This window comes from Clostridium sp. UBA4548, assembly GCF_002387895.1.
Classification (GTDB): domain Bacteria; phylum Bacillota; class Clostridia; order Clostridiales; family Clostridiaceae; genus Clostridium_J.
The window spans coordinates 44,287-57,665 of sequence record NZ_DGLI01000026.1; the positions used below are offsets into that span (position 1 = coordinate 44,287).

16 protein-coding genes are annotated in these 13,379 nt (G+C 30.7%); 3 read left to right on the plus strand and 13 right to left on the minus strand.

What is annotated here, in order from left to right:
* Positions 1–25: 25 nt before the first annotated feature.
* The gene (nudC, locus tag B3040_RS10985) at positions 26–829 is read right to left on the minus strand and encodes an NAD(+) diphosphatase (protein WP_291573217.1); all 804 of its coding nucleotides are present in this window, start codon (positions 827–829) and stop codon (positions 26–28) included.
* 311 nt (positions 830–1,140) lie between these two features.
* Here nudC and B3040_RS10990 point away from each other — a divergent pair, with 311 nt between their 5' ends.
* Positions 1,141–1,902, plus strand: a complete 762-nt coding sequence (locus tag B3040_RS10990) for a YhfC family intramembrane metalloprotease (RefSeq protein WP_291573220.1) — start codon at positions 1,141–1,143, stop codon at positions 1,900–1,902.
* Between the two features lie 191 nt (positions 1,903–2,093).
* Here the strand turns inward: B3040_RS10990 and B3040_RS10995 are convergent, their stop codons facing one another.
* From B3040_RS10995 to B3040_RS11020, 6 genes are all read right to left on the minus strand, one after another.
* Positions 2,094–2,249, minus strand: a complete 156-nt coding sequence (locus B3040_RS10995) for a hypothetical protein (RefSeq protein ID WP_291573222.1) — start codon at positions 2,247–2,249, stop codon at positions 2,094–2,096.
* 48 nt (positions 2,250–2,297) lie between these two features.
* Positions 2,298–3,113, minus strand: coding sequence for a metallophosphoesterase (locus B3040_RS11000; protein ID WP_291573223.1), 816 nt, complete (start codon positions 3,111–3,113; stop codon positions 2,298–2,300).
* A gap of 275 nt (positions 3,114–3,388) precedes the next feature.
* Positions 3,389–4,060: a DUF421 domain-containing protein gene (locus B3040_RS11005; protein WP_291573225.1), complete on the minus strand. Its 672-nt coding sequence runs from the start codon at positions 4,058–4,060 to the stop codon at positions 3,389–3,391.
* A gap of 35 nt (positions 4,061–4,095) precedes the next feature.
* The gene (locus B3040_RS11010) at positions 4,096–4,449 is read right to left on the minus strand and encodes a hypothetical protein (RefSeq protein ID WP_291573227.1); all 354 of its coding nucleotides are present in this window, start codon (positions 4,447–4,449) and stop codon (positions 4,096–4,098) included.
* 33 nt (positions 4,450–4,482) lie between these two features.
* Positions 4,483–4,848, minus strand: coding sequence for a DUF4363 family protein (locus B3040_RS11015; protein ID WP_291573229.1), 366 nt, complete (start codon positions 4,846–4,848; stop codon positions 4,483–4,485).
* 10 nt (positions 4,849–4,858) lie between these two features.
* Positions 4,859–5,587: a DUF421 domain-containing protein gene (locus tag B3040_RS11020; protein ID WP_291573231.1), complete on the minus strand. Its 729-nt coding sequence runs from the start codon at positions 5,585–5,587 to the stop codon at positions 4,859–4,861.
* 196 nt (positions 5,588–5,783) lie between these two features.
* Here B3040_RS11020 and B3040_RS11025 point away from each other — a divergent pair, with 196 nt between their 5' ends.
* Positions 5,784–6,086 (plus strand): hypothetical protein, encoded by a 303-nt coding sequence (locus tag B3040_RS11025; RefSeq protein WP_291573234.1) that lies wholly within the window; start codon positions 5,784–5,786, stop codon positions 6,084–6,086.
* Positions 6,087–6,324: 238 nt separating this feature from the next.
* Here the strand turns inward: B3040_RS11025 and B3040_RS11030 are convergent, their stop codons facing one another.
* Complete coding sequence (locus B3040_RS11030) at positions 6,325–6,702, minus strand: VOC family protein (RefSeq protein ID WP_291573235.1); 378 nt, start codon at positions 6,700–6,702, stop codon at positions 6,325–6,327.
* A 191-nt stretch (positions 6,703–6,893) separates the two neighbouring features.
* Between B3040_RS11030 and B3040_RS11035 the strand changes: the two genes are divergently transcribed.
* Positions 6,894–7,631 (plus strand): MBL fold metallo-hydrolase, encoded by a 738-nt coding sequence (locus B3040_RS11035; protein ID WP_291573237.1) that lies wholly within the window; start codon positions 6,894–6,896, stop codon positions 7,629–7,631.
* A gap of 326 nt (positions 7,632–7,957) precedes the next feature.
* On the opposite strand, the gene B3040_RS11040 is transcribed toward B3040_RS11035, so the two are convergent.
* From B3040_RS11040 to ric, 5 genes are all read right to left on the minus strand, one after another.
* Entirely contained in the window at positions 7,958–8,197 is a 240-nt protein-coding gene (locus B3040_RS11040; protein WP_349679176.1) for a glutaredoxin family protein, read from the minus strand.
* 186 nt (positions 8,198–8,383) lie between these two features.
* Positions 8,384–8,818, minus strand: coding sequence for a MarR family winged helix-turn-helix transcriptional regulator (locus B3040_RS11045; RefSeq protein ID WP_017415423.1), 435 nt, complete (start codon positions 8,816–8,818; stop codon positions 8,384–8,386).
* Positions 8,819–8,820: 2 nt separating this feature from the next.
* Entirely contained in the window at positions 8,821–9,366 is a 546-nt protein-coding gene (locus B3040_RS11050) for a glutathione peroxidase (protein ID WP_291573240.1), read from the minus strand.
* Between the two features lie 474 nt (positions 9,367–9,840).
* Positions 9,841–12,039, minus strand: a complete 2,199-nt coding sequence (locus B3040_RS11055; protein WP_291573242.1) for a penicillin-binding transpeptidase domain-containing protein — start codon at positions 12,037–12,039, stop codon at positions 9,841–9,843.
* A gap of 271 nt (positions 12,040–12,310) precedes the next feature.
* A complete protein-coding gene (gene ric / locus B3040_RS11060; protein WP_291573244.1) occupies positions 12,311–13,009 on the minus strand; it encodes an iron-sulfur cluster repair di-iron protein in 699 nt (232 codons plus the stop codon).
* Between the last annotated feature and the right edge of the window lie 370 nt (positions 13,010–13,379).

Genomic DNA, 13,379 nt, shown 5'->3' on the forward strand with positions numbered 1-13,379 from the left:
TACTTCTCCTTGATTTATTATTAATTTATTTTTTATTTAAATCTACATACCAATCAATTAAGGATCTAGCAATACTAATAGAATTGGGTACTTGAGGCATATTGTCAGCTGAAAACCAATAAGCTTCAGCAATTTCATTTTTATCTATATTTATTTCACCACCATCATATTCTGCAGTAAAGCCCACCATTAAAGAGTTCGGGAAAGGCCAAGGTTGACTTCCAAAATATTTTATATTTTTAACCTTAATACCAACTTCCTCCATAACTTCTCTAGCAACACATTGCTCTAAGGTTTCTCCTGGCTCAACAAAACCTGCAAGGACACTGTAAAATGGGAAATTAGATTTCGCATTTCTAGCGAGAAGAAGTTTATCACCCTTAGTCACAGCCATAATTACAGCAGGTGATAGCCTTGGGTAATTTATAAGTTTACACTTAGGGCAAGCTTTTCCAAATTCATTAGGAAGCTTATAGGTTTCCCCGCCACATTGTCCACAAAATTGATGTGTTTTATCCCAAGTCATAATTTGAATTGCACGACCTATAAACATGAAAAATTCCTCATCTACTAAATTAAATAGCTGCCTTAACCCTCTAAACTCCATACCTTCAGGAGCCAAAGCCTCACTTAATAGTTCTGCTGAGTAATACTGGTTATCATATCTTTCACCTAAGTCTTGTACTCTTACAGGAGTTAAATTTAATTCCTGTAAATCCTCAACTTGAGGAATAATAGCTTTATCATTTTCTATTTTTACTAATAAGTCGTTGCCACGAAAGGCAAACCAAAATATGGGCTTTTTATTTAATAATGAACCGTCCATCATTTTATTCCCTTCTTTCATTTATCCTAAGTAATTTATTACTTACATTATACTACTATCTAACATAATTAATAATATATCTAAATTCCTAAAATAAAAATTTACTTGTAAAAAAAACTTACCATTATATAATTAAATTAATATTTGTAATACTTTTCCTACGTAAGTTTCTTTTAATTTAAGAAATGCTAGAACATACTAATCCTTATGATTTTACACCAAATACGCTTTAAGTATAGTACTTTAATATCTTTGCATATAAATCTTACAGTATCACATATATATAATTATTAAATAAACAAGGGGGTCTTTTTATGGTTAGTACTATGTCTATAGCTAACATGGTAATTTCTTTAATTGCAACTTTAGCTGTTGTGGTTATAAGTTTTATCTACTTTTACAAGAAAGAAAAAATTACTATTAAACCCGTACTTATAGGAGCTGGAACTTTTATTTTATTTTCTCAGGTACTAGAGAAAATACTTCACTTTATTGTAATTAATAATAAAGTTTTTACTAACCCTTTAGCTTTTGCTATTTATGGAGCCTTGGCTGCTGGTGTTTTTGAGGAGTGTGGAAGATTTATTGCCTTTAAAACCTTGTTAAAAAATAAGCATCAATGGAAGGATGGAATTGCTTTTGGAATTGGCCAAGGTGGGATTGAAGCTATTCTTGTTGGAGTTTTATCTACTATTAATTATTTAGTAATATCTAGCCTTATAAATGCAGGAACCTTTGAACAAACTCTCGGTACTACCGTACCTGCAGGATCTCTAGCACAACTAAAAGGTGTTTTAACTGGCCCTTCTTCTATGTTTTTAGCTATCGGTATAGAAAGAATTTTTGCTTTTGCAATGCAAATTGGTCTTACCATGGTAGTGCTATACGGAGTTAGGCATAAAAAGAACCTCTACCTACTCCTTGCTATACTCCTTCATGCACTTATGGATGTTCCCGCTGCACTTTATCAAACTGGTTTCTTTAGAAATGTTTGGCTAGCAGAATTAACATTCTTTGGTTTTGCAATAATTGCAGTACTTTATATTAGAAAATCAAAAAAATCCTTTGGTGATTAAGGTAGGCTTCCATGATAGAAGTTTAGTTTAATTATTACCATAAAATTTTAAGATAACTAAGATAAGAGCAATGGATAAGTAAGTGGGAACTTTGGTTTCCTATATAAAATAAGTTCTTATGTTGACATTTATATGACAATCATTAAAAAAGCTAAAGCACTACTGTTATACCAATAATACTTTAGCTTTTTTTAATATTTTATAATATAGTATATTACATATAACCAACCGAAAATCCCATGGACAATTGCCCAAAATATAGATTTCCAAGTAGTAAAGGATATTACCATGGCAAGACATGTACCGAAGCTTATGCCATTCTTAACTATTTCTTTTTTCTTTCCCATATTAACCCCCATTTAAAATTGCTTTAATTTTATGTATGAAATTTTTAGTTACTCAGTTAATAAGGTTACTTCTACAATTTCTGGTTTATTGAATAACCTTTGAGGGAATAAACTGTTTCCAAGTCCCCTACTTACTATCATTGTAGTATCATCTAATACATATTTTCCATTAGTGTACTTAGGAAACATTCCTTGACCTGGAGCTATTACTCCTCCAATGAAAGGAAGTCTCATCTGTCCACCATGAGCATGGCCTGAGAATACAAGGTCTAATTTATAGCTGCTATATTCTGATATATATTCAGGTTTATGAGCTAATAGAATTTTAAACTTACTTTCCTCAAGATTTTCCATTGAAGCTTCAACTGCTTCCTTCAAAGGTTTTTGAAGGGGGTCATCTATACCAAGAATATAAATTTCCTCTCCATTTTTAGTAAGGCTATCACTTTCATTTCTAAGAACTTTAACCCCTATTTCTCTTAAACCCTTTTCCAAGGCTGAGAATTTCCTTGTTCTTATCTCATGGTTCCCATTAACATAATATACTGGTCCAATTTTAACTAACTCCTTCATAAAATCTAAGCTTATTTCCTCATTATATCTTCTGCTATCTATTAAATCTCCTGTAAACACAATTACATCTGGGCTTAAACCTTTAACTTTTTCTGCTACCTTATGACCAAAATTAAAAAAACTTTTATTGTGAAAATCAGATAAGTGAACAATTTTATAACCTTGAAAATTTTTAGGTAGCTTTTTCGATTGTACACTAATTTTACTTATGGAAATAAAATTGTTTTCACTATGCAAAAATATAATCAAAAGAACCAATAAAAGAACTATTTTCACTTTCTTTCTCCTCATAACTATGACCTCATACATTCTTATACTAAATATCTATCTGTATACCATTAAATTAAAGATGATTACTTGATTATACCATAAATTGCATTTAATTGAACAACTATCATCTATTACTTATCTAAACGTAATACAAGTACTCCTAATTTATTTTAAAGATGCTTAAATCACTTTGAAACTTTATATAGTTTGAAACTTGTTAGTGCAATAATATTTTTGTATTTATTTAAACTAATAAAATATAAGTTTTCCATATAAAAAAATAGCACTTTCCAGCGCTATTTTCTCATAACAGAAACCTTCCAACTAGGATCAATTTCTGCTAAGGCTACTTGATTTTTATAGTCATCAATTCCTTGCTTTTGCAATTCTCTCTCTAGCCATTGTTTATTTTTATTTATATGCTTAATATTACTATATAAAATATTACCATCCATGATTAAAGGTAAAGTTATCCCCTGCTCAGTGGGTTTAACATTTATATCTTTAAGCTTTACATTATTATTTTCTGCCCATGGAAATACAGATAGATTCCCTTGCGGTTCTATAATTGCAGTATGTACATCACTTGTTTTGTCATATCCTTGCTGACGTAGTAAACCTTCTAGCTGATTTAGACTTAATCCCATGAATTTTAAATTTTTCATAATTATTTCACCCCTACTTATAATTAAAGTAGGAGTGTGCTCAAAAACATGATTAAATTTATTAACTAGTGCTAACTTATTAATTAAAAACATCAATAAAATAAGCAATCCTCCACCGTATACTGACTTAATGACAACCTTATCAACCAACGGCTCAGCTGCAACATTTGCTAAAATCATTATTCCTGCAATTTCATAGGCTGTCATTTGTGCTATTGCTTTTTTTGTTAAGGATCTTGCACATAAAAAGGTAAAGAAGAAGACTATAATTACTCTTAAGGAATATATTATAAGATTGTCCATTGAAGTCCCCCCTAGTCTTAGTTTTAAGCTATCATCTATGGTGCAGAAAATCCATCTAAAACCCAGTCTAAAGATTCCTTTAATGCACCAATATACTCTAAAGCGGTCTCCTGTTCATAATCAACGGATATATATAGTTGACCTAAGGTATTTTGAAAGGTAGACATGGCTTCTGTAGCATTATTTGTTCTTATAATTACTTTATTATTTTCATAGATGTTCTTAAGTTCTTTAGTGCTTTTCTTTGCTTCAGCCCAATTTTTATTATTAATACTTTTCTCAATATTATTTAAACATGAATTAAATTCGTGTTTAGGTAGCATTTTTTCAAATAATATCCACATTATAAGAAAGCAAAAAACCCAAGTTAACATAATCTTATATCTCATCTCAATATTTTTAAACAATATTATACCACCTGCCTAGTTTCCCAATTGATCCCAATGTTCATAGGCCTCATAAAGTCCGTCTATTGCTAAAGCCTTATTGTTGGATTTGATTGCTCCCTTCAATCTCGCCAAACATACATTTAGTTGATTTATTTCATCTCTTTCAGAGCTAAACTGAGTCCTATTTATTAGTTTATCCCAAGTTTCTTGAAGCTCCTCACTATGGAGTTTAGCTTCTTCCCATCTATCATTATTAATATCCTCCTCTACAATGGCTACAAGCTCAGTGAAGTTTTTATTATGAACCTTTGTGGTTTTTAAATAATTTCCACTTAGCATAACTGCTAGGAAAAGGACTATAGTTACAATTGGTATACCTATAACTAAAAACTTTCTCATATTGTCCTCCTTAATAAGGGCCTTCATAATCACCTATATCTTTAATGTTCTTTAGTTCATCTTTATATTTGTCAATGTAAAAAACTCCATTATCATCTAGTGTAGCAAGAAACACTTCTGAGGGCTTCTTTACATTATATTTTTTAAGTTCTTTCATTAACCATCTTTCATCTTTTCCTAATTCTTTTAAGTTTTGATGAAAAATTACTCCATTATATATTAATTCTGTGCTTATAGCTGCTTGCTGAACCTTCTTTTTCATATCCTTTGGAGTAATTGGCTGATATTCTGACTTTTTAAGCACCGACAATTGACCATTAGGCTCAATAATTGCATACTCAACTTGATTCAAATCGAAAACATCTTTGTTTCGTAACATTTGTAGCAGATCAGCTGATCTGAACTTCATTTTGCTTAGCGCACCTTCCATTATCTTGCCATTCATAATAACAATTGTTGGTTCACCATCTATATATTTTCCTACATAAATCCACTTATTTGTTATTATTTCCATAAGATAGCCAAGAGCTGCCCAGGTAATTAATCCAACCCAATGTGGCCACGCTCTGCTGGATAGGTCTGTAGTTAAAGTAGCCGCAATAGAACCAATGGTTATACCTAATATATAATCAAAGAAATCCAATTGACTAATTTGTTGCTTTCCAAGTACTCTTGCAAAAATTAATAATGTAAAGAATCCTATAACTCCTCTTACTAGTACTACTAACCCCTCATTCACACCATTACCTCCTATGCTAATTATTGTGTTCTCAACTGTATTTCAATAAACTTCTATCTCTCATGTTATGATTTACTTATCTAGGATAATTATACTTATTTATTTAAAGCTATTGCTTAATGCTATTCCAGTATATTACAATTATTATGTATTATATTTCATCTATGATCTAATAAAAAAGGATGTGGAATTTTTAATGAGTGAATCTGAAAAGTTCTTTAAAAAGTGGAATAAGTATAGACAGCATGGAAAGGTAAAATACATCCTCTTATTTGGAGTTCTAATAGATACTTTATACTTTTTATTATTCGTTACCTTAATATTTCCTATGTTGAAGTATAACTTTAATTTTCACCGTTATTCTTGGTTTAGCTTTATAAAAAATGTTGGTATAGGAATTACTGTTGGCCCTATTATAGGTTTTATTACAGGATATACTCAGTGGAATGCAAATGAGCACAGGTATGCTACTATGATGGAGCATGAAGATAGGCTATAAGGTAGCTTAAACTCTATAATCCTAACTAAGAACTTTTACTAAGTCATGTTTTCACCTCAATAAATAAAAGTAAAGGAGCTAATACACAGCTTATATCTATGTACTAGCTCCTTATAATTTATTCTTTTTATTTCACTTATATCATATAAGTATAACTTCTAACTATTATTTAAAGAGGTGTTAAAATTCCTTCTAAGTTCTTTAAAATAAAGCAAAATTATTCGTTATATAATGATTATTATAGCTCATGTTTTTCTGGAACTATTTCAATCCAATAACCGTCTGGATCCATTATGAAGTATATTCCCATGGCCTTATTTTCAAAGCAAATGCAACCCATTTCTTTATGTTTTTCATAAGCTGACTCAAAGTCTTCTGTAACTACAGCCAAATGGAATTCAGCTTCCCCTAGGTTGTATGGTTCTTTTCTATCTTTAAGCCAAGTTAACTCTAGAGTAAAACCTGTAGTTTTATCTCCCATATAAACAAGAGTAAAACTGCCATCTGGTGCATTATATCTTCTTGCTTCCACAAAGCCTAGTGCTTCTTCATAGAATTTCATACTTTTTTCAAGGTTTAAAACATTAAAGTTAAAATGATTAAAGGTAAATTTCATTCCAATTTCCGCCCTTCTAAATAAATTTCTATGTATAGTATACACTATATAAGAATTAATAGTAAAATATAACAAGGAAAAGTTAATAAAGATTCTTCACTAAATCAAGGTTCCATGAAAATATAGAAATAAGCTAATTTTCACCTTGCTAAACTAAAGCCTGTAAATTTCTAAGTTAAGGAGGTAAAAAAATGAGTACTATTAAAGCTAAAATTCATTATATTTACCATAGTGGATTTGCCCTTGAAATCCAAAATAGTTTTTTAATCTTTGATTACTATAAACACCCAAACCTTGATGAAGGTTTAAAAACTGAGGATATTTTAACCCCTGAAAACCTTAAGTCTAAAAAGAAGGTGTTTGTTTTCTCATCTCACAGTCATGGAGATCATTTTAACCCAGAAATTTTGACCTGGGAACAGTATAATGATAACACAGAATATATCTTAAGTAGTGATATTGAAATAAGTAACTTGAAACCAAATTACACTATAATTTCAGAAGGTGAAGAAAAATTTATTAAGGATATTTGGGTAAAAGCTTATGGTTCAACGGATATAGGCATTTCCTTTCTTGTTAAGGTAGATGACTTAACTATTTTCCATTCAGGTGACCTTAATTGGTGGCACTGGAAGGAAGATTCCTTAGAGGAGAGAACTTTAGCTGAAAAATCTTTTAAAGAAAATATAGAAATATTAAAATCACAAGTAAGTAACATTGATATAGCCTTTTTCCCTGTGGATTCAAGACTTGAAGAATTTTATTACCTTGGTGGAGAATACTTTTTAAAGGAACTTCACCCTAAGCTATTTATTCCAATGCATTTTGGCGATGATTTTTCAGTGACTAAAACCTTTGCAGAGAAATTTAAAATCCCTAATACTACCTGTGTAGAAATAAATCATGTCTTCCAGGAAATCTTGTTTTAGTAATTATCGTGAAAAGGTTTATCAGTTCTATTTTAAAAATAGCCTAATCTAAGTTATTTTACTAAAGTAGCAGCAATCTACTTAGGTCTAACAACTTTGGAGGCGGATTTGCACTGCTCCTAAAAGAATTCCCGTAGACTGTTCAACTGCCACTTATAAAGGTTAGCAGACTTAAAGTTTCCAGAATGTCGTTAAGTTACTACCTTAAATAGGTTATTTAAAACACAAAAATTCCCAGGGAAAAATCCCCTGGGAATTTTAATTAATAACACTAATTTAAGAACCTTTAAACTCTATAGGTCTTTCCTTAGAATTTTATCTCTAATTTATAATTCTTTTAAATTAAGAGCAGAAGCAATTTTGTCCTTTTCAAAACCAACAAATTCTTCTTCATTTATAATTATTACAGGTACTGACATGTAACCTTTTTTCATTAGAGCTTTTCTAGCTTCCATATCCTTAGAAATATTGTGTTCAATATATTCTACATTCTGCTCCTTAAAAAATGCCTTAGCTTCATGGCAATATCCACAAGAATCACTGCTATAAATTTCAACCTTTTTCATAATTTTACCACCTTTCGTAATCCATCTTATATATAATTCTCTTAAATTTAGGGTTCTATATAGAAAAACCATTTTGACCATTAAAACATTACTTCCAAAAATGATTTCTCCAAGGAAATAGGTAAGCTCACTGTAATATAAATATCTAAGCTATCCTTATAGTGAACAAACTTTCATTCTATAACCCTATATATTCTCCAATGTATTTAACATTTCTTTAAGTTTATCCTTTAAAAGTATTGCTTCTTCAGCTGAAAGTCCTGTGGAACAAAATAATTTAGCGGGTATTTCCACTGCTTTATCTTTCATCTTAACTCCAGCTTCTGTTAGCCTTACGTAAACATTACGTTCATCCTGTTTATCCCTAACTCTTACAACTAACTCCATAGCCTCTAGCTTTTTTAACAGAGGGGTAAGGGTTCCAGAATCAAGATGAAGTTTTGTTCCTAGTTCTTTAACTGTAACATCATCCTTTTCCCACAACACTAATAAGGTTATATACTGAGTGTAAGTTAATCCTAATTCATCCAAGAATGGCTTATAACGCTTTGTAACCTCTTTTGAGCAAGCATATAAGGCAAAACAGAGTTGATTATCTAACTTTAATAGTTCGTAGTTCATAATTATAATAATGCTTCAATATGTGGTTTTATATCCATTGGTTCTGTTGTTGGTTCAAATCTTTCCACTATATTGCCTTCCTGATCTATTAAAAATTTAGTAAAGTTCCATTTTATGGAGTTTCCTATTAAATAATCTGGAAAACTCTCTTGAAGGAAGCTGTTAAGAATTTTTCCTGATGGATGAGATAAGTCAAAGCCTTTAAAAGTTGTGTTTTCAGTTAAATATTTAAACAGTGGATGAGCACTTTTTCCTCTTACATCAACTTTCTCAAATAGTGGAAAAGATACCCCATAGTTAAGTTGGCAGAAACTTTGAACTTCACTATTATTTCCTGGTTCTTGCTCAGCAAATTGGTTACATGGGAAACCTAATATTTCAACGCCTTTATCTTTATATTCTAAATAAAGTTTTTGTAAATCACCGTATTGAGGAGTAAAGCCACACTTGCTTGCTGTATTTACAATAAGTAATACCTTTCCTTTATACTCTTCTAGAGATACCTCTTCTCCATAGATATTGTTTAATTTAAAATCATAAATATTCATTGTTAATCCTCCTTAAAATTCTCAGCATTTTATCTTATTCATTTAAAAATCAATTTATTCATTTTGTTAGTATGAAATTCAATTTTTGTAAATTCTAATATATAAAATTAAATTGTATGCAACTAATCTTTATATTATTATAATACTCCTCCTAATCTATTTAGTCAATAGCTTAAAAGTAATTTTTTCTAATAATTTGTTAATTTAATTAAATTGATGAATATATATAATTTTGAGCTTGTTTACTTACTTTAAAGAGAATGTAAAATAGAATTCCATGTATTTATGCAGTATCTTTATTACATTCTATATAGATAAAAGAAAAAGAAGGGTATTTTCCCCTTCTCTAAATATTGTCTTACTACCTATTTCTTTTATAGCTACATAATGTAATCTAAGTCTTCATCACTTAAACTAACTATTAAAACTACTTATAAAATAAATTATTTTACAAAACTAGTATTTTTGACACCACTAACTTCTTTTTAAGTAGTATTCTAGTATATTCTTAACCTTAGGAACTACTAAATGGCTTCCCCCTCTTGACTTCACATCTTCAATCACCATAGAAACAACTATCTTAGGGTCATCTAAATTTAAAGCCACAAACAATCCATTTTCTTTTCCTTCTTTATCTTCAGCACTCTTTTTAAATTCTGCAGTACCAGTTTTCCCTCCAATTGTAATTCCCTCAATATATCCCTCATGTCCTGTTCCTTCAGGGTCTGCTACTACAGCTTTTATTCCTTCAACTAGTGGACTTATGTTTTCAGTGGAAATTGCATTAGCTTTCCAAACCTTAGCCGTATGTCCTTGGGTAATATCCAAGGCAGGAGCCAAAAGGTTTCCCTCATTTACTAAAGAAGAATAAGCAAGTGCTAAGTGTAGTGGAGTCATGAGGACTTCTCCTTGACCATAACCTGTATCCCCTAAAAGTATATCCTTTGAAATCTTATTTTCATTAGCAACTTGTGTATTTTCCATTGGATATTCAAAAGGTAGCTCCTCACCTATACCAAAGGACATTGCTCCCTTTGCAAAATCTTCTTTTCCTATATTTAATGCTGCCATTCCAAAATATATATTATCTGAATACTTAAAAGCATCTTTTAAATTGACTGGTTTTCCTGGATCCTTAACCCTGGTGATCTTATAATTTCCCCACGAATTACTAGGCTGCCACTGATTCCCCTGAATGTTTACTCCCTCTTCTGGTTTTATAACCCCCTTATTAAGACCTATAGCCCCAGTTATTAATTTAAAGGTAGAGCCTGGAGAGTAAGAATTATTAAATTTATTATCAAATTCATCTACAGGAGTTGCTTCCCAAGCTGCCTTCTGAGTATCAGTGGTATAAGTTGAAAATACATTAGAATCATAGGAAGGTGAACTCACCATAGCAAGGACTTCTCCTGTTTTAGGATGAGCTGCAACAGCTGCTCCTGATTCTTTGTTCATTTCTTCATAAATCTTCTTTTGCAATTGTAGGTCTATAGACACCTTAATATTTTCTCCATCCTTAGGATCTTTTTTTCCTACTTCAATAACTTCTTTCTTTTCGGAGGTTCCTCTTTCTATATAAATTCGACCTCCTGCTTCTCCCTTAAGTCGTTTTTCATATACTTGCTCTAATCCCTTTTTACCAATTAGACTATACTCATTATAGCCTTGATCCTTTACTTTTTCTAATTCCTCTGCAGTAATGGCTCCAACATATCCAATCAATGCTCCACAGGCTTCCTCACCTGGGTAAACTCTTCCCATTTCTTCATTTACTTTCACTCCATTAATTTGTAAAAGGTAATCTACCTTTTCCTTTTCTTTTGAAGCTACCTTTACTATGGGTACAAAGTAGTCTGGATTAGTATTGCCCTTTAGTTTTCCTTCAATTACTTCAGGTTTTATATCAAGCAGCTTAGCCATTTGAATAATTTTATTTTCTTTATCTTCCTCGAAAAGTCTTGGATGAATCCCTACTGAATTAATCTTTGAATTTACAGCAAGTCCAGTTCCACTTCTATCATAAATTTCCCCTCTGTTAGGATGAAAAACTTCAGCTCTTACCTTGTCTCCTGGCTCCATATAAGGAAATATAAGTCTTTCGTTCCATACTACCTTCCAAGTATTTTTCTTTTCTACTTTTTCCTTTGCAAGTGTTACTTCATATCCTGGTATTTCCACCGTCCCTGCTAAAGTGTTCATTTTAATAGAAAAAGGTATCTTTACACTTTCTTCTTTAGTTTGCTTTAAATCTTCCATCTTAGTTGCAGTAATGTTAATGTCCTTAGCTTCTATTCCTTCATAGATATTAGTATATCTTTTTATAAAATCCTCTTCAGTAATTGCAGCTCTTGAACTTTGTGAAACCATGGTATACATAGCTTTAAAATCCTTATTCTGCCAACTTGCTTTATAGGCCTCAAAAGCATCCTGAGGATTCTCTTTTTTACCGCAGGCAGTTAATAGCACTACAAAACTTAAAATTATTGTAGTAGTAGCAAAGGATTTAAATCCTTTAAAAGGGAAAAAACTTCTCTCTTCTTTATTGTTTTTGTTTTCATATATTTTTGATAGAGCTTTCCCCTTTAAAGGAACCTCATTCTTACGTCTATTAGCTTTTATAAAATTTTCAAGATAGTCCTTCTCTAATAATTTCCCTAAAGGCTTATCCATAAATTGCACACCTCTCTTTAATTCTTTAATTCTTTAATTGTTTAATTGATATATTTATGATTATATCATATTTGTAATTATATTCAAAATATTCTCAACATAAACAAAGCTGCTAACAATACGCTGTTAGCAGCTTCTAAAGGTTTGAGGAGGTAGTTACTCTTAAGTTATATCACTTATAAAATCTTGATTATAATCCAGATTCTTAAGTGGTTCTTCTTGCTATCTTAACTGTTTTTCGTAAGTCGTAGTTATGCTTCTCTCTTGAAAGTTATATGATTTTAAATAACACACTGTTTTCTAAATAGATGTGAATAAATAAATCTTTCTCTAAATTATGAAGCTTGTCATATACAAGTTTGAAAGTGGTGCATGCTCCTTCTGGAGCTTTGAAATCTCTTGTGATTTGCTCCATTTCCTTAAGGATATCCCCTGCGGCATCATGCTCCTCTTCTGTTTCCTTTATGAACTTTTCAATACCTTCCTTATACTTTTCATCTTTTGTGCTTTCATAAGCTTTGATAAGTGGGAATAAATTTTCTTCCTCTTTCACTAAATGCTCTTCAAGCTCAGTTTTAAGAGCACCAAATAATCTATGAACTTTTAGTAACTCTTCAGCATGGTGGCTAAAGTGAACCTTTAAAACTTTAAATAATAGAGCATCAATTTCTCTTAACTCTTTTTTAGTGAAATCATGATGTGTTTGCTCAATGTGTCTCATGAGCACTGTTGGCTTTTCCTTTCTCCAATCTCTATACTCAGCATTAGATTTTATAAATTTGTCATATTCCTCATTTAACTTTTCCACAATCACATCGGAATTTAAACCTTTTTCTTTTAGTGCTGCTCCTAAAGTGTCATGTCCTCCACAGCAGTAATCTATTTTTAACTCGTTGAATATTTCACTTGAACCTGGAAAAATTGAAACTACTTCACCTAATTTTTGATTTATATTAATTATTCTTTCCATTATTATTCCTCCTATTTTTTACTGTAATTTTTTTATTTTTATTTTTACAACTAATAGTTTCTTGCTTTTTAGTATTTGTGTTTTCCTATGACTTTATTTTATATTTTTTTAGAAATATAAAATATGATTTGAATCACATTTTAAAAATAAGTAGGAAAATAAAAACTGCATGTCTTCACATAACTTTTAAAAAACTACAATTACTTATAATTCTTCACTTATATTTTAGAACCTGCTATCTACAAGAGTTTATTTAAACCTCTATAAATTAAGATAAGTTAAATTTCCTATAATAAAAAAGCCACTAAAAAAACTTCCTTAGCACAATTTGTACTAGTGTTATTTTTCTTAGTAGCTAACTATACTTTTT

Coding starts and splice junctions, on each gene's coding strand:
- nudC (WP_291573217.1), bottom strand. CDS start 829: ATGATGGACGGTTCATTATTAAATAAAAAGCCCATATTTTGGTTTGCC.
- B3040_RS10990 (WP_291573220.1), top strand. CDS start 1,141: ATGGTTAGTACTATGTCTATAGCTAACATGGTAATTTCTTTAATTGCA.
- B3040_RS10995 (WP_291573222.1), bottom strand. CDS start 2,249: ATGGGAAAGAAAAAAGAAATAGTTAAGAATGGCATAAGCTTCGGTACA.
- B3040_RS11000 (WP_291573223.1), bottom strand. CDS start 3,113: ATGAGGAGAAAGAAAGTGAAAATAGTTCTTTTATTGGTTCTTTTGATT.
- B3040_RS11005 (WP_291573225.1), bottom strand. CDS start 4,060: ATGGACAATCTTATAATATATTCCTTAAGAGTAATTATAGTCTTCTTC.
- B3040_RS11010 (WP_291573227.1), bottom strand. CDS start 4,449: ATGAGATATAAGATTATGTTAACTTGGGTTTTTTGCTTTCTTATAATG.
- B3040_RS11015 (WP_291573229.1), bottom strand. CDS start 4,848: ATGAGAAAGTTTTTAGTTATAGGTATACCAATTGTAACTATAGTCCTT.
- B3040_RS11025 (WP_291573234.1), top strand. CDS start 5,784: ATGAGTGAATCTGAAAAGTTCTTTAAAAAGTGGAATAAGTATAGACAG.
- B3040_RS11030 (WP_291573235.1), bottom strand. CDS start 6,702: ATGAAATTTACCTTTAATCATTTTAACTTTAATGTTTTAAACCTTGAA.
- B3040_RS11035 (WP_291573237.1), top strand. CDS start 6,894: ATGAGTACTATTAAAGCTAAAATTCATTATATTTACCATAGTGGATTT.
- B3040_RS11040 (WP_349679176.1), bottom strand. CDS start 8,197: ATGAAAAAGGTTGAAATTTATAGCAGTGATTCTTGTGGATATTGCCAT.
- B3040_RS11045 (WP_017415423.1), bottom strand. CDS start 8,818: ATGAACTACGAACTATTAAAGTTAGATAATCAACTCTGTTTTGCCTTA.
- B3040_RS11050 (WP_291573240.1), bottom strand. CDS start 9,366: ATGAATATTTATGATTTTAAATTAAACAATATCTATGGAGAAGAGGTA.
- B3040_RS11055 (WP_291573242.1), bottom strand. CDS start 12,039: ATGGATAAGCCTTTAGGGAAATTATTAGAGAAGGACTATCTTGAAAAT.
- ric (WP_291573244.1), bottom strand. CDS start 13,009: ATGGAAAGAATAATTAATATAAATCAAAAATTAGGTGAAGTAGTTTCA.